Consider the following 22072-nt stretch of genomic DNA (forward strand, 5'->3'; position numbering starts at 1 on the left):
GTGAGTTAGCGAAGCGCACAAGACCGAAAGAAACTGGTTGCGTTTGAAAAGTAACGGCAGCAGGCACTACGTTCGGGCGTAGACCAGTCGACAGGCGGTATAAAGCAATCCCAGAGACCTAAGTCCCGCTTTCCTGAATAAACTAAAAATGCCCTCCAATTGCTATCGAACAAACGGAGGGCACAGTAGCGTATTTTAAATGAGTTCGTTACCCTTTCATGAAGCGCACCAGGCCTACTTCTATCAGAAGAAAGGCCAATGCGGCTAAAAGAAAGTACTTCCACAAACTATGGCCCAGATTCTCCTGTTCCAGCACTTTTACAAAATCGTTGTCCTGAATACTGTCGAAGATTTCGATGTTTGGCTGACTGGCAAAAGTCCGGCGTAGTTCTTCGGGCGAATAAAAATCCATCATCGATTCTTTATTGCCATGGTTAAAAGCCAGCAGCCGCTCCGTTTTTCCGTCGAGTTGAAGTTCGTAATAACCTGCTTCAACTTCCTGGCCAGTAGCCAGTTCGTTACTTTTTGGCATTTCGAGCAGTAACTGATTGCCAACAATGCGCTGCACAGGAATAATCTCCAGTTTGTCGTGTTTGAGTTTATAAACCGATCGTTCCGAAGGGCTACTGACAGGTATTGTTATGAGGGCATCATCGAACGAATATGCAGTCCGTTGTCCCCGAACACTTAGCGCTGCCATTTTATACATAACAGGAACAAACAGGGCATGTTCGGCCATATTTCCATAGGTGCTATTGAGCGGGTTTGCCAGCATATAAACCGTTCCCTGCCCTATTTTGGATTGAGTCAGGAATGGACTTCCATCGCGAAGACTCAGCAGGCGATTGCCAGCATTCCACCGCCAAACAGGAGCCGCACTGGGCATGTTGAGTGGCTCTGACTGATAGCTTTCCTGAAAAACGTCTCTAAAAAATGGATTTCGCCGGTCGGGGTCGGCAACTGGAAGCAGGTTGCCTTGATCTATACGTTGGGTACCCCCAACCCCTAACGCATTCAGAAACGGTCCATATGTGGCCATATCGGGGTTAGTAGGCGGAATTATGGTTAAACTGCCTCCCTGTCGAACAAACCGCTCCAACTCGCTGCGCAATGCACCGTTTACCTGCGACACGCCTTCCAGCACTACCAGATTGGTTTCTTTGAGTTGACCAACATCGAAATTTTGTGCGTTAAAGCTTTTCCGCACAAATAAACTATCATTCCCGTAAACAGCGTCGATGTAGTTGGATGGCGGGTTAGGAGCACCAGATGTTTGCTCAAACAAGTGCAGTACCCGAACGGCAGGCGAAGCCTCCAATACAAAGAAATACTGGTTGTCGAACGTAATGGGGAAATCTTCAAACACAATTCGACCCCGATGATAGCCTTTTTTGGTGACGTTGAAATTCAGCGATATGGTTGCTGAGCCTCCGGGTGCAATGGTGGCCGAAGCTGTGGAGGTTTGGGTGTCGTCGAGATAGAGCCGGATCGGTAGGTTTTTTACGTTTTCACGCCCACCGTTACTCAGTTTAACATTAACACTGTTGTTCTGTAATTCGCGAATGAACGGCGTACTGAGCCAGACCGAATCAACATATACGTTTTTGGTTGGCTGGGCATCGAGCGGTACAATAAATAACTGATCGGTGGTGTCAACGTTGAGACGCGACAAGTCACCGGCTGTGCTTTTCTGAAAATCGGAAAACCAGAATAGTTGGTTGCGGCCACCTGGATTCAGACTTGCGAGCAGATTTCGCTGCCGTTTATAGACTGCTTCGAGCGTTCGGGGCGTATGAGCAAATCGAATTGATGTTACGCGATCGCGAACCGCTTCGGCCGATCCTGCCTGTTGTTCGGCGGCCGAAAAATCGTTGGTAAGTAATTGAAGCGAAGATGCGTTCCGAAACAGTGTTAATAACTCGTCGAGTTTGCCGGTTGCTATGTCGAGATAGCGCTTTGCATTCCGCTCATTCTGCATACTGTATGAGTTGTCGAGATAGAGACTCGTCACGCCCTGTCGAGTAATGCCCAGTTTATTTTTATTCGGAATAAACGGTTGTGCAAAGGCCAGTACCAGACAAATCAGGAAGAGGCATCGGGCCGCCAGAATAAGCCAATGCTTCAACCGCCGAAACGATTTGGTTTCGGTCTGAACCGTTCGCAACAGCGCTACATTGGTGAAAAACACCCGGCGTGTCCGACGAAAGTTGAAAAGGTGAATGGCAATCGGAACCGATATGGTTAGTAAGCCGAATAGGAAAGAGGGATATAGGAAATTCATTCAGGTTGTGTTCGTCGAAAAAGATTCTGCAAACGAAGGTCTACTGCTATTAACGACCCAACTCGTTACTTTGGTTTCTGCTAGCCCAAGTTAATCAGGGATTTCGACTTCATAAAATGCTGTTCTGGTTTGTAGTATATCTGTATACGTGATTGAGCTTCTGGTATTACCAATAGTCAGGAATTGATCGGTGGGTGTATGGCCTACAATCTGATGAAAATTAGTCAGGTAATCGACTCTGGTTTCTGATCGATCGGCCCAGACTGGTCCGCCAAATGAGTCTGAACCACCTCGCTTTGGGCTAACCTCGAACAAGATGCTTTGTAAAGGCTGTTGATGAATGCTATTAATCAATCCGGCCAGGTCGTATGTAGGCGTTATCGTTTCCATCGTATGATTTGTTTTCGCCAATAGTCGTGCCAACCATTGATTGGTTATGCCTGCGTGTGTGAATAAATAGGCATTATGCTGGTGGGCAATCTGAAACAGATCCTGATTTTGGGCAAATAGTGCCGTTAATTCGGCCTGCGCCCAGGTCCGAAACCCTGAGCATCGGTAATTAGGATAGTGAATATACTGCGCATCATGATTACCGATCAGGAGGATAACTTTGTCGGAGTATAGACGCTTCAAGCCAATGATGTCGCTCAGATTAGTATAAATCGTATCGTCGTCGACAACATAACTGTCGGTATAGTCACCCAGAAAAATAACCTGATCATAGTCGTTGACATTGAGATCTTTCCACATGGTACGGCCATGCAGATCGCTGATTGTAACAAGTTTCATAATAAGCCAAGATACTATGCAGACCCATCAAAACGAATTATGGATGATGAGGTATTAAAAAAAAACCCAACTGGAAACCAGTTGGGTTTTTTAGCACAGTATTATGTCAGACTACAAAGTCCGTTTCACTTCTTTAATTTCGAATCCTTCGATCGTATCGCCGACTTCGATGTCGTTGAAGTTTTTAACACTCAACCCACATTCGTAGCCCGAACGAACTTCATTGACGTCATCTTTAAACCGTTTCAGCGCACTGATTTCGCCAGTATGGATCACGATAAAGTCGCGAATGACACGGATTTTATGACTCCGCTTAATAAGACCATCGGTTACGTAGCAACCAGCCACGGTGCCAACTTTGCTGATCTTAAAGACTTCGCGGACTTCAATATTACCCGTTATCACCTCTTCAGTAGTTGGGGCTAACAGGCCTTCCATCGCATCTTTTACTTCGTTGATGGCATCGTAGATAATTGAGTACAGGCGAATCTCAATCTGCTCCTGCTCAGCTAACCGCCGGGCGTTGGATGAAGGACGAACCTGGAAACCTACAATAACCGCATCCGAAGCGGAAGCCAGCAGAACATCCGATTCCGAAATCTGTCCAACAGCCTTATGAATGATATTCACCTGAACTTCTTCGGTCGAAAGTTGCAGCAATGAATCTGACAGCGCTTCTACCGAACCATCCACATCACCTTTAACAATCACATTAAGCTCTTTGAAACTACCAATTGCCTTCCGACGACCAATTTCTTCGAGTGTAATGTGCTTGCGGGTACGAAGCGTTTGTTCGCGCAGGAGTTGTTCACGTTTGTTGGCTATTTCGCGCGCTTCGCGCTCAGTTTCCATCACGTTGAACTTATCGCCCGCTTGCGGAGCACCTGGCAGACCCAGAATCTGAACAGGGGTTGCTGGCCCTGCTTCTTTAATCCGATCACCACGATCGTTGGTCATGGCCCGAATCCGTCCGTAGTGAGCACCCACGAGCATAATGTCGCCCTGACGAAGGGTTCCGTTCTCTACCAGTACGGTAGAAACATATCCCCGACCTTTATCGAGCGAGGCTTCGATAACGGTACCGAGCGCACGACGATGCGGGTTTGCTTTCAATTCGAGCAGTTCGGCTTCGAGTAGTACTTTTTCGAGCAACTCATCGACGCCCATTCCCGATTTCGACGAAATTTCCTGAGCCTGATATTTACCACCCCATTCTTCAACGAGCAGGTTCATAGCAGCCAGTTCGGTCCGAATTTTTTCCGCATCAGCACCGGGCTTATCTACTTTCGAGAAGGCAAACACAATCGGTACACCTGCAACTTGCGCATGGTTGATAGCCTCGCGGGTTTGCGGCATCACACTATCGTCGGCTGCAATCACAATAATAACAACGTCCGTTACCTTCGCACCCCGTGCCCGCATAGCCGTGAAGGCTTCGTGACCTGGTGTATCGAGGAAAGTAATCATCCGGTCGTCGGATGTTTTTACGCTATAGGCGCCAATGTGCTGGGTAATTCCACCGGCCTCACCAGCAGCTACTTTGGCACGACGGATATAGTCGAGCAGCGAGGTTTTACCGTGATCGACGTGCCCCATAATCGTTACGATTGGTGCACGAGGCTGTAGGTCTTCGGGCTCATCGGCAGCAACATCGATACCAGCTTCGGTTTCATCTTCGGCCGAAACAAACTGTACGTCGTAGCCAAATTCATCGGCAATAACCGTAATAGCTTCCGCATCCAGTCGTTGGTTAATCGAAACGAACATACCCAGATTCAAACAAACGGAGATAACTTCGTTGATCGAAACGTTCATGAGTGATGCCAGGTCGTTGGCCGATACGAACTCGGTAACTTTCAGGATTTTTGCTTCCAGTTCCTCCTGCTCGCTGGCAATCCGATCCCGTTCGGCCCGGTCGGCCCGGCGATCGCGACGACGGTCGGCTCCACGGTTAGGCGTATTACCCTGCATGCGGGCATTTGTCTGCTGAATCGATTTCCGAACATCGGCCTGGCTTGGTGCTTCGCGCCGATTGCGGTCTTTTCCACCCCGATCTTTATCGCGGTCTCGCCCATTGCGATTGTTAGAACCACCGCTATTAGTACGATTATTCGTATTCGTATTGGTGTTGGCATTGTTCTGCCCGCCACCACTATTGGTACGGTTATTCGTATTCGCATTGGTGTTGGCATTGTTCTGCCCGCCACCTGCCTGGTTTGGATTGGCTGTCCGGTTCGAATCGCGTTGAGGATTAGTATGGTTCCGATCATTACGGTCGTTCCGCTCACCCTGCTGACGATTTGCCGGACCCCGGTCATTGCGGTCATTACGAGGAGTGTTTCCTGCCTGACCTTGTGGCTGGTTATTGCCTCCCTGATGCCCGCTTCCGCCTACGGCGTTTTCGCGACCACCCCGGATACGCTTCCGCTTTTTCTTATCAGCATTGTTGCCACTACCGCCCTGACGTGGATTGTTGACGGGCAACTCAATCTTACCCAGAATTTTAAGGCCGCCCAACTGATGACTACCGGCGGCCCGGATGGTTTCTGTCGGAGCACTTTCCTGATCGCTATCAGTGGGTGCTACTGGCGGTGCCGGAGCTTTAGGTTGTTGCTGGATAGCTTTGGGCTTATCTTCCTGCCGAGGTTCGCTCGGCTTGGTAGGTACTGTTGGAGCCGCCACTACAGGACGTGGATTTTCAGGTTTTACAACTTCGGCACGAGCCTGCGGAGCGGGAGCCTGCTCAGGTTTTGCCTGAACGGGTTCTGCTTTGGGCTGCTCAGCTACAGGTTTGGGTACTTCAACTTTCGGCTGTTCGGCAGGAGCTGATACCGTCGGTTGTGGAACAACAGGTTTTACCTCCGCAGGCTGAGCCGGTTTAGGGGCTTCTACGGGCGGTTTAATGTCCGTTGGCTGCACTGTAGCGGGTTTCTGAGGTTCAACCCGAGGTGGTACAACTGACGTAGTTTCTACCGGTTTTGTTTCCTGCGGAGCAGGAGCTTTCGCAGCCGGAGTTGGTTTTGCGTTGAGATCAATTTTGCCGATTACTTTCAGTCCTGGCAAACCGGTCGATACGGTTTGAGGGGAAGGCTTTTGCTCGGTAGGGCCTGGTTTAGGCGCTTCTGCCCGAGGGGTGTCCGTTTTCGGAACATCCGCCTTTGCGTCCACAATAGGACGGCCTGCGTCATCACGACGGTACAAAATGACATCATCCTCCCGACGACGTGGTGGCTCAGCGACCGCAACCGACGGTTCGGACCGGCGAGCTCCATTCAGGAGTTCCGTTGATTTATACTCCTTCGCCAATACCTCCAGCAGTTCAGTGCCGATTTTGGTATTGGGATTACTATCAACCTTAAACCCTTTGGCAGACAGACGATTCACAACAGAGGAAGTTCCAGTGTTGAGAATTTTTGCCACTTGGCTTAGGCGCATTGACTTATCTTCTGCCATACGTTCGGTCTATATTCGGCAAATTTAATGGTTGTTGATATGGTATGAACAACAGTTACAGCAATAAAAATCCCTTATTTTAAGAATGTAAAGCGAAAAGTAAAGATTGAAGAATAAATGTTTAATAAATTTCTACATTCTTAACTTTTCATTCTTCACTTGGTTTTACTCAAATTCCTGTTTGAGGATATTTACTATTTCCTCTACAGTACCTTCTTCCAGATCGGTCCGACGGACAAGCTCTTCTTTGCTCAGTGCCAGAACGCTCTTAGCCGTATCGAGACCAACTTTCCGAAGTTCGTCAATCATCCATTCATCAATTTCGTCCGAGAACTCCATCAGGTCAACGTCTTCGTCGTCTTCCTGGCCTTCGTTATCACGGAATACATCAATTTCCATATCGACAAGCCGACCGGCCAGTTTGATGTTCTGCCCACCCTTGCCAATAGCCAGCGAAACCTGATCGGGTTTGAGGAAAACAGACACCCGCTTGGTATCCCGATCAATTTGCATCGAACTGATTTTAGCCGGGCTCAACGCACGGCTGATCAATAGTTCGAGGTTTTCGGTGTAGTTAATTACGTCGATATTCTCGTTGCCTAGTTCGCGGACGATGCCATGAATCCGTGAGCCTTTCATGCCAACGCAGGCTCCTACGGGGTCGATACGGTCGTCGTACGATTCAACAGCTACTTTGGCGCGCTCGCCGGGTTCCCGAACAATTTTCCGAATGGAAATCAGACCATCATAAATTTCGGGGACTTCAATTTCAAACAACCGCTCCAGAAAAACAGGCGATGTGCGCGACAGTACGATTTTGGGCGTACCATTCAGCATGTCGACCCGGCTGATTACGGCTCTAACCGCTTCGCCTTTCCGGTAGCGATCTTTCGGAATCTGTTCAGTACGGGGCAAACTCAGTTCATTGTTTTCTGAATCAACCAAAATAATTTCGTGTTTCAGAATCTGATACACTTCGGCCGTAATCAAATCGCCAACCTGGTCTTTATATTTCTGATAAAGGAGTTCTTTTTCCATGTCCTTTATCTTCTGAATCAGGGTTTGGCGGGCTGTTTGCACAACCCGACGTCCGAAATCTTCCAGTTTTACCTCTTCGGCAACCTGTTCGCCCACTTCGAAATCGTCCTGAATCTTACGCGCTTCAGCGAGAGGAATTTTGTCGTAATCCCAAATATCCTCCGAATCGTCGTCTACAATTTCACGGGTACGCCACATTTCAAGGTCGCCGGTTTCGGCGTTGATAATCACGTCGAAATTTTCGTCGGTACCGAATTTTTTGCGAATCATTGTCCGGAAGACATCTTCCAGAATGGCGATCATGGTGGGCCGATCAATATTTTTCGACCGGGCGAAATCGGCAAACGATTCGATTAATAATCCACTGGTCATTTTTTTAGGTTTCTGTCTACTGCTTTCGATTAGCTGTTGGCGAGTTTCCGTATGAATTTCAGACAGACTACAGCCAACCGAAAACTATTTAAATGATATTTCTACGTTGGCTTTTTTGATCTGCTCAAAGGGAATCGACGTGGCACCAACAATCGGAGCCTGGGCAGCTAAATTCTCTTCTTTTTTCTTTTTACTCTTTGACTTTTTTTCGGGCTCAATCAGAATAACAACTCCCGCATCATCTACCGACTCTAATTTGCCCGAGCGGAGGGTGCCATCCGTTAAGGTAATTAAGAGATTTCGACCAATATTACGAATATATTGACGCGGAAACAGCAATGGATAATCAACACCTGGCGAAGAAACTTCAAGTATAAACGCCGATTCGCCAAAGAAATTTAACTCATCCATCTGGTTACCTAGCTGGCGGCTTATGTCGGCACACTCATCGATGGTAATACCTGCATCACTATCGAGTAAAATTGTGACTTTAATACGACCTCCTCGCCGACCAACCACCTGAACATCAACAATATAAAGGCTTCCGTTGTTCAGGTACGGTTGTAAAAGTTCAATTATTCGTGTTTTGTCGTCCATAAAGTAGGGCTAACAAAAAAGGGAGTTCGACTCCCTTTTTTTAATGACGCCATACGGTAGTAATGGCACAAATATAAGGTGAAATTTAGTACTTCGCAAGTCTGAACTGTAGCATACATTGTGGGTTTATATGGCTAATACTCTATTTTTGGCTCAGAAATAAATTACAGGCTGCTCAACGACATTATGGCGGTAGGTTCTCAAATTGGTCGGTTCATTGGTTTTTTCGTCCGGTCTTTGTTCTGGTCATTGAATTTACTTCTTGCGCTTTATACCCTGGTCAGCTATTGGCTGCTCCACTCGCTTGTTATCCAGCACTGGTCGGCGAGTATGATCATGATTTCCATTCCAATCGTTTGGGTGCTGAATTTTATCTGTTTAGTTGCCTGGTTGTTTATTCGTCCATGGCGAAGCTGGTTGTCGGGACTGGTACTCATTGTGGGGATTTTTCTGTTTGGCAAACGAACGTTTGTCTGGAATCCTACCTCCGAACTAAGCGGAAAGGGAATGGCGCTCAAGCTATTCAGCTATAATGTGCAATCGTTTGGGCTTGATAACGATTATGAACGAATTCATAGTTCGCCTAGGGTTCGACGGCTCATTAACTATGTGCTGCGGTATGATGCTCCGGTGAAATGTTTTCAGGAGTTTCAGAACTCGACCTCAATTGCCGACTACGACGTTGTAAGCCGGTTTCGTTCGGCGGGGTATACGTATTCGGTATTTTTGCACCCCGAAGCGGCCGATAAATCGGCAGGGGCAATTGGAGTCGCCATTTTTTCCATTTATCCAATAATTCACTCGGGTCGCGAATTATTCGACAAGAATAACGGGTTGGTTTGGGCCAACATTAAAGTAGGGAATGATACGATTCGGGTTATTAATGTCCACCTGCAATCGATGGGGATTCGGGTCGGTAAGGTATTCAGGCAAGATCAGCTAACGGGTGTTCGGCACGAAACGCGTGGAGTTCTCAGTGCCTTACGAACAGGCTTTATCGATCGGCGTGAGCAGGTTGAACGGGTTGAACGGCATATTCGCGAAAGTGAGTTTCCGGTTATTGTGACGGGCGATCATAATGATACACCTTATAGTGTTGTTTATGAACGCATGCGACGGATTTTCCCGAATAGCTTTGAGGATGCCGGACGAGGATTTGGGTTTACTTATAATCGCTTACCCGGTTTTATCCGGATCGATCATCAGTTTCATGATCCCCGTTTGTTCGTACTCAATTTTGAGACGATCAACTATATCCGTTATTCGGATCATTACCCAATTGCAGGAACTTATTTACTGGGAGCCACCAGGAAGAGAACCTCAGAGGAGTAAGATAGTCTGGTTGCTGCATTTAGGGATGAGCATTGACCCACACTTCGCCATCGGTAAACACTTCTTTCTTCCAGATTGGAACTGTTTGCTTAATTGTATCGATCATGTAGCGGCAGGCATCAAAGGCGTCGGCCCGGTGGGCGGTCGATACGCCAATCAGAATGGCTATTTCGCCAGTAAGCAGTATTCCTTTCCGATGAATAATCGTATAGCGTAGGATAGGCCAGCGACGCTGAGCTTCGTCGGCAATTTTCTGCATTTCACTGATGGCCATCCGATCATACGCTTCATATTCAAGACGTTCGACAGGGCGCTCCTGGGTATTGTCGCGGACAACACCCAGAAACAGATCGAGGGCACCTGCCTGATCGGATTGCAAATAGTTTAGGGCTGAGGCAACGTCAATAGGGTTGGTGGTAAGAGCAATCATAGTCTTTGCAGACAGTTAGTAAACGTTTAGCGGGTACTCCAGACAATTGTATAGGGTGTTCAGCCTCCACTCACAGGTGGAATAAGGGCAACTTCATCGTTACTGTTGAGTACGTGGTCGGCTTCGGCATATTCGCCATTGACTGCGATAAGCAACGACCGTATCTCCGCCAATTTAGGGTATTGCTCATAGAGCCCTGCCAGTAAATCACTAACGCGTGCCCCATTTTGTATGGGTACTGAAACCATCGATTGTCCTGTCAGGTCGCGGGTAATGCCAAACAGAAGTATAGAAATAGGAGTGTTCATTGAGCAAAAAACAGTATGAACAGGCATTCTGCCTTTATACCGAACGTAATAGGGGTGGCCTGAAGTTCGGAAAACCAATAAAAAACGGTGTCGTTTTGAACCTGACGACACCGTTTGGGAACAGAATACCGGGCTGAATACTATTGCGAATTATCTAATTTACGCTCAGCTTTTTTTAGTTTTTTATCCGTTTTGTCGAGGGCCTTATTGGTGCCTTCTTTTACGTCTTCCTTTGTATTTTTAGCCGCTTTCGAAATTTTTCGTCCTGCTTTTTTCGTTTCGCGTCCAACTTTATCCGCAGCAGCATCGGCAGTCTGACCCGCCTGATGGGCTGTTTCTTTTGCTTTTTCTTTTGTGTCCTGAGCCAGTGCTACAGCAGTTGAGAAAGCCAGCGCAGTGGCCAGCATCATTACCTTTTTCATAGTCGTTGAGTGTTTTCAAATACTTGTATTTACAACCCTGCCCGACTACAAATTGTTTGAGGCAACTCGCTCCTCAATTACTCTTTATGTTTAAATACTTTAACCTGATAAACGTAAGACTGCATACGCTTGATCTGCTGCTTACGCGATAAATGAGCAAGGGTATTTTTTTTATTTAATCGTAATGGAATCCCTTTAAGTGAATCAGACGATATACTGTCTAGTGTTTTAAACAGATAATTGGTTTTAATGGCAAAGCTTACTCCCTCTGAGGTAGTTTGTTTTCCGCTGATAATTCCAATTACATTTCCTTTTTCGTCGAGCAATGGCCCGCCCGAGTTGCCAGGATTTACTCCAATAGCAACCTGATAAGCTGTTGTGTCGCCCCGGAAACCGGTACCTGAGCTAAGATAACCTTCTCCATAAACGATTTCTTCGCGGGGGTAGCCCAGCGTAAAGACACGTTCGCCCAAATCAGACTGATGGTTGTCAAAGCTATATGGAACGGGTGGGAGCGGCCGAAACGCACTGTCGTCGCAGAGTTGCAAAATGGCCAGATCGTTGGTCTGGTCAGCATGAACCACCCGAGCTTTGTAAACTTCACCGGTTTGACTCTGCACATAAATGGAATCAGCATTGAGGATAATATGGTTGTTGGTGACCATATAACCATCGGCTGTAAGCATAAAGCCTGAGCCAGCCACCTGAGCTGGATTGACACTCAATGCGCGGCTACGTCCATTAAGATCGTTCAGCAGTTTTCGCTGCGACGATTTAACGGCCTGAATCTCTTTACTAAGCAGGCTATACTGCTGTTCCTGCTGTTTATGGCTTTGCTGATAGGAACGATATAAGAAAATGGAACCAAACGTTGTAATAGCAGCTACCGATGCCGCTACGGCCAGGGTAGTCCGATAGGCACGCCACAAGGAACGAATTTGGCCAGGCTGTGGAATAGGTGAGCGGTAAAGCGCACTTTCTTCCCGCATTGCCTCCATGTCGAGAGCAGACTGGGCAGCGGCTAACCGTTGTTTAAGCCGAATCCGTTCGCCATAAGCCAGCAGTGCGTTTTCAATTTCGTTTTCGTCATTAGTCTCCATTGTCGTAAAAGACCGACATCACGTCGGTTAAGTAACGGGTGGATGGGCACAGGCCCTAGCTTTGTTTGTACTCAGAAAAAAACAATCGCTTCAACCGCATCAGGCATTTATACTTCTGCGTTTTGGCGTTGTCGGCATTCGTATAGCCAAACTTTTCGGTAATCTCCTGCATGCTCAGGTGCTGAATATAAAAATCTTCCAGCAACGTTCGGCAGGGCTCGCCAAGCCGGGCCAGCGAATCGGCCATCAGATTAAATTGCCGGTCTCGTTCTTCATGATCGATAAAATCGTCATCAACCTGCTGACCCGCAAAATCCTCTCCGGCCGGTGTTTCAATATCGCGTACCATGTATCGATTCCGCTGAGCTAATTGCTTGAGCCAAAGCCGACGACTAACTGAGTAAATGTATGTTTTTAGTTGACAGTAAAGTTCCAGCGAACCTCCTCTGACTTTTTCATACAACACTACAATCGCTTCCTGATAAATATCTTTTGCATCATCCTCGCTACCACTATTGGTCGTGATAAAATGTAAGATCATCGGGAAATACCGTCGATACAATTGATTGAGCACCTCATCGGAACCATCGGCAAGGCCCGCCAGCAATTCGTCGTCAGTTAAAACGGGCCGCCTACTTTCCTTCATCGTATTGCGTCATTACTTAATACAAAATCACCCCAAACGTAACCCAAAAAAAAATTAAAAAAAGTTGGGTTACCTTTTTCTCGATAGGGTATTAACGTTGACATTAATCTATTTATCACTCGTAAACAAAACGCCCCAAAACTATGAAAGCTATCACGAAATCTGCCTTCTTTTTCATGGCTATGATCGCCCTTGCAACTGCTTGCAGCTCGAAAAAGACTGAAACTGAGACGACTTCGGCTGATTCTACCTCTACCATGATGTCTGATTCTACTATGATGTCTGATTCTACCATGGCTACTGATTCGGCTTCGACGATGTCGTCAGATAGCGCGAAGTAATTAGAACTAAGGCACAACTGCCGGTTGTAATACCGACATCGCTATAAACGTTTTAAAGCCTCCAATTAGTTGGGGGCTTTTACTTTTTATTTGACCAGGCCGCCATAACCGGCTATTGATTAGCGGATATGATCGATCCGTTCGAGCATTTCCAGGCAGGAACGACTGTTGTGGTAAGGGCACTTCCACATACTTATTTTGTCGTTGCCGAGAATTTTATGATCGGCCGTGACACCGCTGTACCACTCGCCATTCGTTGTGTCGAGGAGGTATTTTTTTATGAACTCCCAGCTTTTTACTGATTTGTCGAGATACGATTTGTCGCGCGTATGCTGGTAGGCATTCATAAAACCAACCATTGCTTCTGCCATAACCCACCAGGAGCGTTCGCGGTTCAGATGCCCATCGGGATCAAGTTCGTAGTTCATGCCACCGTCGGTGTCGAAGCCAGTGGTAGCGGCCTTTGCCATATTGATGGCCAGCGCCTGAATTTTCTTTTGAAGGGGTTTATCTTCAGCGTTTTGGGTTGCCAGCAGGTCGGCGGCTTCGGGTAATAGCCAGGAGGCTTCAATATCGTGTCCGTAGGAAATGGCCGTACGTCGTATAGTCCAGTCAGTATCCATGAATAGATTCATCCGATAGGTTTTCGGATCAACAATATGTTGCTGAAATATGGTCAACATACCTCGCATCTGATCGGCTACTATTTTTTCGGGCCAAACCCGGTATAAACACGTGAACGACTCCAAAATGTGGAGATGCGTGTTCATCGTCTTAATTTCCTGATTGTCGTACTTGCTGATGATATAGTCGGTAGCGGGCGACCAGTCCTGAGAGAGAGCCTCTACAAAACCTCCTTTCCTGGGGTCGTAGGCGTGTTTTACCATTAGACCAAATAAGTCTCTGGCTAAAGTGAGAGCAGGAGCAGAGCCGGTAGCATGAACATATTCGCTTAAGCCATATAGGGTAAACGCCTGGCCATATAAGTGCTTGAGGGGGTATTTAGGTTTTCCTTTGGCATCGACAGACCAATAGGCACCCCCGTATTTCGGGTCAATAAAATGGTCTCGAATATAGTCAAAGGCCCTGTCGGCAACGGCTTTGTACTCTTCATGTTGCGTATGGCGCAAAGCCGCTGAGAAGGTCCATAGAATGCGGCTATTCAAGACAATGCCTTTATCGGCATTAGGATCAGGCTGATTCTGGTAATTTACCCGACCATAGAAGCCTCCATTTTGTGGGTCGGGCGCGAATCGCTCCCAATACGAAAGGATATCTTTATGTTCCTGTCGTAGTTCGGCGCGGAGTTGCTTAAGATCCATGTTAGGAATGATGAATTATGAATGGGAAATGATGAATCTCATTCCAGAGAAACAGTTCATCATTCATAATTCATCATTTATCATTTTCTACTGTTATTTGCGGCTTCCATTTCGACTGCTACTGTGTCCCGAATGGCCGTGCCCTCCGCGTTCATCGGCTAGTTCGTTTTTAGTTTTGCCGTTTAGGTCGTGGTTGTCTTCAGGGCCCTGTTTGGTTTTGTTTGCGTTTGTCATCGTGCGTTCTCCATTGGGGCGGGTTTTGCTCGTATCATGTGCCTGCTGATTGCGAGTGCGGTCGCCGTTTGGCTGTAAGTTATTCGAACCCGGCTGGTCTGTGGTTTTGTGATTGCTCATAACGTTTGTCTAGTTGTTTTGTAGAATAAACGTTATGAGCTTAATCAATGTTTAACACAAATGCCCCATCGGATTCCGATGGGGCATTTGTTAACAGGTTACTCAAGTAAGCTTAATATCCTGGGTTTTGTGACAGAACATCTTTGCCCTGATAGTCGATCTGCGTTTGTGGGATCGGCATATATTCATCTTTGCCCGCCGTAAACTTAGCGTTAGCATAGCCTACTGACAATTTCTTGCTTTCATAAGACAAGAAGTTGTTCAGTACTGTTGCTGCAGTTCCCCAGCGAACGAGGTCAAATAAGCGGTGTCCCTCGCCCGAAAGTTCAAGTTTACGCTCAAATTGAACGGCCGTACGCGCTGCGGCTTTATCGGTCCAGGCAGCATCGTAAGTAGCAATTTTGTAGTTGGCTGCGTTCGTACCATCGGCATTCTTCACAAAGCCGGCTGGGTTAGCCGCTCTCGTGCGAATCATGTTCACATACTTACGAGCCGTTTCCAGACTACCAACTTCAATTTCGCATTCAGCAGCCATTAGCAGCACATCAGCGAAACGAATGATGCAATAGTTGATGGCTGAATAACCATCGGTCCATGAGCTACCATCGGTCAGGGTTTTGTCCTGCGATTTGTAGAAGATAAACTTCTTCGGCGAATAAGGACCAGCGAAGCTCTGGTCACGAATCCAGTCAAGACCTGGGTGTACGTTCCAGTCGAGGTATGGAATGCCACGACGACCTACTGACCAGTCCAGACGAGGATCGAGCAGACCAGCATCGGGAGTGAAAGGAGTCGACGAAGCAACACCCTGATCGGTTTTCAATTCGTTGGCCGCTGAGTTATAAGAACCATCCAGAAGCGGAAGCCCTGTAGCATCAACCCGGAATGAGTTGGCCAGTTCGAAGCTGGGAGGGAAGAATCCGCAGCAACCGGCAGGGCCACCCGAACCCGTGTTGTAAGGGAAGTTCAGTACCAGATCGGGGTTAGCGTTATCAGAACTACCCGTATTGGCCGCAGCCTGCGTTGCAAAAATAGATTCTTCGTGGTTGTCATTTGCCGCATTAAAGATCTGCGAATAGCTGGCAACCAGACCATATTTCTTACCATTAGTGGTTTGGCCATTGGCAATAACCAGATCAAATAATGCTTTTGCTTCTGCATATTTTTTCTGATACAGGTAGGTTTTGGCCAGATAAGAAGCAGCAGCCCATTTGTTGGCACGGCCAGCAGCACTCTGCGTTTCGGGCAGATTATCGTAGGCGTTTTTGAAGTCGGCTTCGATTTTAGGCCAGATATCAGCATCGTTTTTCACCTTTTCGATGCCTGTACCATAATCGACCGTTTCGTCAACATAAGGAACCTTGTTGAACGCACGCTTCAGTTCAAAATAGTAGTGACCGCGCAGGAAACGGGCTTCAGCCGTAATCCGTGCTTTATCACTAGCCGTTACATCATTGCTAGCCGATGCCAATGTACGGATAACAATGTTAGCCCGGCTAACACCTTCATACATGGCGTTCCACTTCGCGTTTACCTCACCACTGGATGGCAGAAGCAGGTATGTCTGATAAGGGGTAAGGGCGTTAAAGTCACCAGAGTTGGAGCCTTTGTTGGCTTCACCACCCGAAATGCTACCCCGTACCCAGTTGTACGAACTTGCCGACTGGCTGAATCCGCGTGCATTTAACTGTGCATAAGTAGCCAGCAGTAACCCTTCCAGACCAGCTTTTGACGTGAGCTGCGTACTGGATAACTGCCCTGTTGCGGGTACTTCCAGGAATTTGTCTTTGCAGGCAAATGTAACCATCATCAGCATCGCTGTGGCCACAGTTCCCTTTGTAATGTATTTTTTCATAGTCCAGTTTACCTGATATGTTTTTGATTAAGGTGGAGTACGCTGAAACATTGTTACTCCACCCTTATTCATTTAGAAACCAAAGCTTAAACCAACGTTATAGCCGCGAGTGATTGGGTAGTTACCGATATCGATACCGAAGTTTGTATCGGCTGCACCACCTACACCCGGATCAAGGCCTTTATATTTGGTGATCGTGAACAGGTTCGTTGCCGAAGCCGAAATCCGCAGACGGCTCATTTTGATCCGGTTCAGAATCACCGACGGGAACGTATAGCCAATGTTCAGATACTGCATCCGACCATACGAACCATTTTCTACGTAGTAGGAGTTAGGCTGCGTGTTGGTGCTGAAGTTCGATGCACTTTCGAAGATGGGTATATCCGTATTGGTATGTGTTGGCAACCACGAATCTTTCACGCGGGCACTAACAGCGGCTCCCGTAAATGAAGGATAGAAATCGGTGAACCAGCGCTGGTTGTTGAAAAGCTTGTTGCCGATCGACGCATAGAGGTTAGTGTTCAGATCGAAACCTTTATACTTCAACGTCAGCGTGATACTACCCGTAAATTTCGGAACTGGGCTTCCCAGGAAAGTCCGGTCGTTGTCATCGATTTTGCCATCGCCATTGATATCAGCATACCGGAAACGACCCGGAGCGGCACCATCCTGCGTAGGAGCTGCGGCAACTTCTTCTTTGCTGTTGAAGAGGCCAATCACTTTATAACCGAAGAACGACGAGATCGGCTGACCTGGCTGGTTACGAACTACGTTACCATTCAGACGAGTACCGCCCGATGCAAAGTAAGGTACGCCAGGAGCCAGCGAAACAATTTTGTTGCTCAGGAAACCGCCAACAACAGTAACTTCATAACCCAGATCGCTGGTGATGTTACCGCGGGTAATGGCCGTGATGTCGATACCCTGGTTACGCATGCTGGCAACGTTTGAATAAGGAGCTGATGCGCGCACACCTACTACACCTGGAAGGCTAAGCTGGAACAGCAGATCTTTGGTATCTTTCCGCCAGAAGTCGAGGATTAACTCTAACTTGTTGTTGAAGAACGATCCGTCCAGACCAATGTTCGAGGTAACGCTGCTTTCCCATTTAGCCGTTGGGTTACCAATCTGGCTCCGGTAGAAACCAGCCGAGATACTGTTGTTGGTACCACTGATGTCGTAACCATTACCAGCGTTCGAGGCAAACAGGTTATACTGGTTGGTAGCACTCAGGTAGTTTGAGTTACCCATGATACCATAACCACCACGAATTTTCAGGTCAGATACCCAAGGCAGATTTTTCATGAACTCTTCCGACGAAATCCGCCATGCTGCCGAAATAGCCGGGAACACCCCGAAACGGTTGCTGGGCGCAAACTGCGACGAACCATCCCGACGAACAACACCCGTCACAATGTACTTGTCGTTGAACGTGTAGCGAGCCTGGGCGAACAACGAGTAGAACTTGTTACCCAAACCATAGCCACTGTTTACGTTACGAGTGGCACCCGGAGTTGTAGTGCTGATCGTGACGTAGTTCGGATCGGTCGTGAATGGGTTTTGGCCTGAGCCGCTGATGCTACGACCTGCTCCCGTATTCAATGCTTCGATACCCGCCAGAACACTTACATCGTGAACGCCAAAGCGTTGTTTATAAGATGCGGTATTGGTGAACGTCCAGGCCAGACCATAACCAGAGCCTTCGCTATAGGTATAGGTGGTGTTGTTCTCCGAGTTTTCGTACTGAACCCGACCGTAGCTATTGAAGTAGTTACTGAAGTACGTACCACCAATGCTACTTTTCAGAGTCAGAGATGGCAGCAGATCATACTCCAGATAAGCGTTACCGAATCCGTAAATATTGAAGTTACCGTTGTTCTGCGCTGCCTGACGGTTGGCTACCGGGTTGCTTGGGTTGTTGAACCCTTTAGCCGCCGTACCGGCATAGCCTCCAAAGGAGTTATATACCGGAATGATGGGTGCCATACGGAAAGCTAACAACACGTCGTTTTCGTCGGATGGCGAGCTGGAGTTGTTGTTTGTACCATTACCTAACTGGCTACCAACGCCCCCGAGTACACCTGTGTTGGAGATATAAGCCATCTGCAGGTTTTCGCCAAAGCGTAGTTTTTTCGTAATGTCAAACTCGGTATTGGCCCGGAAGGTATAGCGTTTATAGTTGTTATAAATGATAATACCAGCCTGATTCTGATAGCTTAAGCTCAGATAATACCGGCTTGAAGCAGTTCCGCCCGAGAAACCAAGTGTGTGGCGGGTCAGTGGCGCTACACGAGTGATTTCATTATACCAGTTTGTTCCCTGTTTGTTAGAAGGAATAACCAGATATACCGGACCGTTGGCCGAATTTGTATTATACTTCAGTTTTTCAGCAGCCAGATCAACCTGCGATGCAGACAGACCAACATTGCTGCCAACGAGTAGGTAATCTGGAAGAACCGGAGACTGGCCCGCACCATACTGACCGTTGGCAATACCTGTGAAGCTATCTGGACCAATTGTGCCGCCTGCCTGATAGATGTCGTTCTTGCGGGCCTGCCAGGTCCAGTCGGCCTGTTCCTGTGGATTCAGTGTAGCCGGGCCTTTACCTGGATCAGTAACACCATACAATCCATCATAAGTTACGGTGAGCTTCTGGGCATTGCGTTGACCTTTTTTGGTTGTTAACACAATCACACCCGAGGCAGCGCGAGCACCATAGATCGAAGCAGAAGCCGCATCTTTCAGTACGGTGGTACTTTCAATGTCGTCAGGAGCCAGATAAGCAATGTTTTGCGTTGGGACTCCATCGACTACATACAATGGCTGGTTACCACCGAAGGAACCAAAGCCGCGAATACGAACCTGGCTACTAGTACCCGGCTGACCGTTGGTGATAACGGTTACCCCGGATACGCGACCCTGCAACTGCTGCTCTACGTTCGTAGAAGGAACCACTTTTAACTGAGCCGGTTTTACGGTCGACACGGCGCCGGTTGTTTCACGGCGGCTTTCTGTCGAATAACCCGTTACAACGACTTCGTTCAGAGCAGTAGCTTCATCTTCCAGCGTTACGTTCACTTCAGAACGGTTTCCAACAGCAACTTCCTGCGTTTTGAATCCAATAGCCGAAATGACAATGGTTGGATTTGAACCGCGAACGTTAATAGTAAAATTACCCTCAGCATCTGTGGCAGTACCAGTTGTAGTTCCCTTTAAGACTACGTTAGCACCCGGAACTGCACCATCGGCGCCACTAATCTTACCCGTTATGCGACGGTCTTGAGCGGAGGCATTCAGACTCCAGAGCAGTAAGACTGCCCCCAGAAGAGAGGAATGCAGAAGCCTGTAAAGTGTTGACTTCATAGGTTGGTAAAAGATTGGTTTAGAGATTTTTTTTACTGGTCTTATAGGGCCAATACGTGCTACAAATTTTACTTATTGAGTAGTTTGTACTTTACCTATAGAGAAATTAATCGTACAAATATTATAGCTGTTTTATTATATTCCAAAGTAGAATCAGAATAAAATTTAGGCTGTTTATCTTAGTGTAGTGCAATATTTGAGTAATTTCACTTACAATTATTTTATATAACATTGATTATCAATATATTAAATTTTAACCCATAATTAATATCTCCATAAATAAGAGCGAACTTCTATGAATAATTCTATACGAAAAATCACTTAAAAAATGCCTTTAACGCTCATATAGGCGTAATTTTGGCCATTATGCATACGAATTACTATTTTCTGCGCCAGCTTGCAGTAGCGCTCGAACCTGATCTGACTGGCCTTCGCTTTCTGGAATGCTTTAGTCAGGATCGTGATGAGGTAATACTGGTCTTTGCGCAGGCGAAAGGAAAGCTTAACTATTACAAGCCATTTTACGTGAAGGCAACCCTTCGGCCCGACTTTTCGGGGCTGATGTTTCCGGACTCCGTGCAGCGTGCCCGCACCAATAGTGCCGACCTTTTTGAGGACGTTATCACGAGTCATACGGTCGATTCCTTTGACAGTACAACTGGTGAGAATGGAGCAAAATGGCCCGGCCGAGCCGTTGTAGGTGTTCGTGCCTTTTTGAATGAACGCTGTCTGGCCATTTTGCTGGAAGATAATTATACGATGTTGTTTAAGTTCTTTGGCAATCGCCCCAATTTGCTGGCTTTCTATAACAACACCGTCATTGATTCATTTAATCAGAAACTCCTGACCGATCGGAATCTGGTACTGGATGCATTTGACCGGCCAATCGACCAATCGTGGGAGGCTTATGTAAAAGCGGGCTTCGATCATCGTAAACTATTTCCGACGTTCGGCAAAGTGGTAAACCAGCAACTAACGGAATTGGGTGTTGGCACCGGAAAACTCACTGCTGAAGAACAATGGAATGTTATTCAGCAAACGCTTGCTCAGCTCGAACGGCCTCGTTATTATCTAACCAGGTTGCAGCATATTCCTACGCTTAGTTTAGTACCAATAGGCGACATACAGCGTGAATTTGAAGGCCCAATCGAAGCCGCTAACCGATTTTATGCTGCATATAATGGTCTGAATACGTTTGAGCGCGAAAAGGGAGAGCTATTACGACTCCTCGAAAAACGCCGAAAACGGGCCGAATCCTTAATCGAAGTCAATTTGCAGCGGATGATAACCCGCGAAGAAGGAGCCAGTCACGAAGAAATCGGTCATATTTTGATGGCTAATCTGCACGATATACCTACCAGCCCCAATGTGAAATCGCCCGAAACGGTAACCTTAACGGATTTTTACCGTGATCGACCCATCATAATAAAATTAAAAACGGATCTGACCCCCCAAAAGAATGCTGAGAATTATTATCGGAAAGCCAAAAATGAAAAAATAGAAGAGGATTATCTAAATCGGCAGATTGTGGCTAATGAAGCCGAACTAAACCGAATCGACCAGCAGAAGGCCGATCTGGAGGCCATTCTGACCCTGAAAGAACTACGGCGCTATGTCAAACAGCATAACCTGTTGGGAGAACTGACAGGGACTCAAACGGGGGGCGATGCATCGCAACTCTTCAAGGAAGTTGTGATTAATAATTTTCGGATACTGATTGGGCGAAATGCCAAAAATAATGACCTCCTGACGCAGAAATATGCCTACAAGGAAGACTTGTGGCTACATGCCCGCGATGTGCCAGGATCGCACGTAGTAATTAAATATCAGGCTGGTAAGCCATTTCCCAAAAACGTGATAGAAAGGGCCGGAGAACTGGCCGCGTGGTATTCAAAACGTCGTACGGATAGCCTATGCCCGGTAACGGTAACGCCTAAAAAATTTGTCCGAAAGCCTAAAGGACTTGCTGAAGGGCAGGTGGTAATTGAAAAGGAAGACGTCATTCTGGTTGAACCAAAAGAGTAACTGAGCAGATACTCCGCAATAGTTGATTATCTGCTCAGGTTATC

16 protein-coding genes are annotated in these 22072 nt (G+C 47.2%); 2 read left to right on the plus strand and 14 right to left on the minus strand.

Annotated elements, in window-relative coordinates:
* Positions 1-208 precede the first annotated feature (208 nt).
* From WBJ53_RS08225 to WBJ53_RS08245, 5 genes are all read right to left on the minus strand, one after another.
* A complete protein-coding gene (locus WBJ53_RS08225) occupies positions 209-2281 on the minus strand; it encodes a BatA domain-containing protein (protein WP_338875591.1) in 2073 nt (690 codons plus the stop codon).
* Positions 2282-2371: 90 nt separating this feature from the next.
* Positions 2372-3070: a metallophosphoesterase gene (locus WBJ53_RS08230; protein ID WP_338875592.1), complete on the minus strand. Its 699-nt coding sequence runs from the start codon at positions 3068-3070 to the stop codon at positions 2372-2374.
* 111 nt (positions 3071-3181) lie between these two features.
* Complete coding sequence (gene infB / locus WBJ53_RS08235; protein ID WP_338875593.1) at positions 3182-6523, minus strand: translation initiation factor IF-2; 3342 nt, start codon at positions 6521-6523, stop codon at positions 3182-3184.
* 165 nt (positions 6524-6688) lie between these two features.
* Entirely contained in the window at positions 6689-7933 is a 1245-nt protein-coding gene (gene nusA / locus WBJ53_RS08240; RefSeq protein ID WP_338875594.1) for a transcription termination factor NusA, read from the minus strand.
* An 84-nt stretch (positions 7934-8017) separates the two neighbouring features.
* Complete coding sequence (locus WBJ53_RS08245; protein WP_338875595.1) at positions 8018-8530, minus strand: ribosome maturation factor RimP; 513 nt, start codon at positions 8528-8530, stop codon at positions 8018-8020.
* A gap of 249 nt (positions 8531-8779) precedes the next feature.
* Here WBJ53_RS08245 and WBJ53_RS08250 point away from each other — a divergent pair, with 249 nt between their 5' ends.
* A complete protein-coding gene (locus WBJ53_RS08250) occupies positions 8780-9862 on the plus strand; it encodes an endonuclease/exonuclease/phosphatase family protein (protein ID WP_338875596.1) in 1083 nt (360 codons plus the stop codon).
* Between the two features lie 19 nt (positions 9863-9881).
* Here the strand turns inward: WBJ53_RS08250 and WBJ53_RS08255 are convergent, their stop codons facing one another.
* From WBJ53_RS08255 to WBJ53_RS08295, 9 genes are all read right to left on the minus strand, one after another.
* Positions 9882-10292: a molybdenum cofactor biosynthesis protein MoaE gene (locus WBJ53_RS08255; protein ID WP_338875597.1), complete on the minus strand. Its 411-nt coding sequence runs from the start codon at positions 10290-10292 to the stop codon at positions 9882-9884.
* Between the two features lie 59 nt (positions 10293-10351).
* A complete protein-coding gene (locus WBJ53_RS08260; RefSeq protein ID WP_338875598.1) occupies positions 10352-10600 on the minus strand; it encodes a MoaD/ThiS family protein in 249 nt (82 codons plus the stop codon).
* Positions 10601-10740: 140 nt separating this feature from the next.
* Positions 10741-11022, minus strand: coding sequence for a hypothetical protein (locus tag WBJ53_RS08265; protein WP_338875599.1), 282 nt, complete (start codon positions 11020-11022; stop codon positions 10741-10743).
* A gap of 77 nt (positions 11023-11099) precedes the next feature.
* Positions 11100-12122 (minus strand): serine protease, encoded by a 1023-nt coding sequence (locus WBJ53_RS08270; protein ID WP_338875600.1) that lies wholly within the window; start codon positions 12120-12122, stop codon positions 11100-11102.
* A 55-nt stretch (positions 12123-12177) separates the two neighbouring features.
* Positions 12178-12768 (minus strand): sigma-70 family RNA polymerase sigma factor, encoded by a 591-nt coding sequence (locus WBJ53_RS08275; protein ID WP_338875601.1) that lies wholly within the window; start codon positions 12766-12768, stop codon positions 12178-12180.
* A gap of 460 nt (positions 12769-13228) precedes the next feature.
* On the minus strand, positions 13229-14431 hold the full coding sequence (locus tag WBJ53_RS08280; protein ID WP_338875602.1) for an AGE family epimerase/isomerase: 1203 nt from the start codon (positions 14429-14431) through the stop codon (positions 13229-13231).
* Between the two features lie 93 nt (positions 14432-14524).
* On the minus strand, positions 14525-14785 hold the full coding sequence (locus tag WBJ53_RS08285; protein ID WP_338875603.1) for a hypothetical protein: 261 nt from the start codon (positions 14783-14785) through the stop codon (positions 14525-14527).
* 112 nt (positions 14786-14897) lie between these two features.
* Entirely contained in the window at positions 14898-16640 is a 1743-nt protein-coding gene (locus WBJ53_RS08290) for a RagB/SusD family nutrient uptake outer membrane protein (RefSeq protein ID WP_338875604.1), read from the minus strand.
* 72 nt (positions 16641-16712) lie between these two features.
* Entirely contained in the window at positions 16713-20003 is a 3291-nt protein-coding gene (locus tag WBJ53_RS08295; protein ID WP_338875605.1) for a TonB-dependent receptor, read from the minus strand.
* A 366-nt stretch (positions 20004-20369) separates the two neighbouring features.
* Between WBJ53_RS08295 and WBJ53_RS08300 the strand changes: the two genes are divergently transcribed.
* Positions 20370-22028: an NFACT RNA binding domain-containing protein gene (locus WBJ53_RS08300; RefSeq protein ID WP_338875606.1), complete on the plus strand. Its 1659-nt coding sequence runs from the start codon at positions 20370-20372 to the stop codon at positions 22026-22028.
* Positions 22029-22072 lie beyond the last annotated feature (44 nt).

The organism is Spirosoma sp. SC4-14 (assembly GCF_037201965.1).
Classification (GTDB): Bacteria; Bacteroidota; Bacteroidia; order Cytophagales; family Spirosomataceae; genus Spirosoma.

Coding starts and splice junctions, on each gene's coding strand:
- WBJ53_RS08295 (WP_338875605.1), bottom strand. CDS start 20,003: ATGAAGTCAACACTTTACAGGCTTCTGCATTCCTCTCTTCTGGGGGCA.
- WBJ53_RS08225 (WP_338875591.1), bottom strand. CDS start 2,281: ATGAATTTCCTATATCCCTCTTTCCTATTCGGCTTACTAACCATATCG.
- WBJ53_RS08270 (WP_338875600.1), bottom strand. CDS start 12,122: ATGGAGACTAATGACGAAAACGAAATTGAAAACGCACTGCTGGCTTAT.
- nusA (WP_338875594.1), bottom strand. CDS start 7,933: ATGACCAGTGGATTATTAATCGAATCGTTTGCCGATTTCGCCCGGTCG.
- infB (WP_338875593.1), bottom strand. CDS start 6,523: ATGGCAGAAGATAAGTCAATGCGCCTAAGCCAAGTGGCAAAAATTCTC.
- WBJ53_RS08265 (WP_338875599.1), bottom strand. CDS start 11,022: ATGAAAAAGGTAATGATGCTGGCCACTGCGCTGGCTTTCTCAACTGCT.
- WBJ53_RS08230 (WP_338875592.1), bottom strand. CDS start 3,070: ATGAAACTTGTTACAATCAGCGATCTGCATGGCCGTACCATGTGGAAA.
- WBJ53_RS08260 (WP_338875598.1), bottom strand. CDS start 10,600: ATGAACACTCCTATTTCTATACTTCTGTTTGGCATTACCCGCGACCTG.
- WBJ53_RS08245 (WP_338875595.1), bottom strand. CDS start 8,530: ATGGACGACAAAACACGAATAATTGAACTTTTACAACCGTACCTGAAC.
- WBJ53_RS08300 (WP_338875606.1), top strand. CDS start 20,370: ATGCATACGAATTACTATTTTCTGCGCCAGCTTGCAGTAGCGCTCGAA.
- WBJ53_RS08290 (WP_338875604.1), bottom strand. CDS start 16,640: ATGAAAAAATACATTACAAAGGGAACTGTGGCCACAGCGATGCTGATG.
- WBJ53_RS08275 (WP_338875601.1), bottom strand. CDS start 12,768: ATGAAGGAAAGTAGGCGGCCCGTTTTAACTGACGACGAATTGCTGGCG.
- WBJ53_RS08285 (WP_338875603.1), bottom strand. CDS start 14,785: ATGAGCAATCACAAAACCACAGACCAGCCGGGTTCGAATAACTTACAG.
- WBJ53_RS08255 (WP_338875597.1), bottom strand. CDS start 10,292: ATGATTGCTCTTACCACCAACCCTATTGACGTTGCCTCAGCCCTAAAC.
- WBJ53_RS08280 (WP_338875602.1), bottom strand. CDS start 14,431: ATGGATCTTAAGCAACTCCGCGCCGAACTACGACAGGAACATAAAGAT.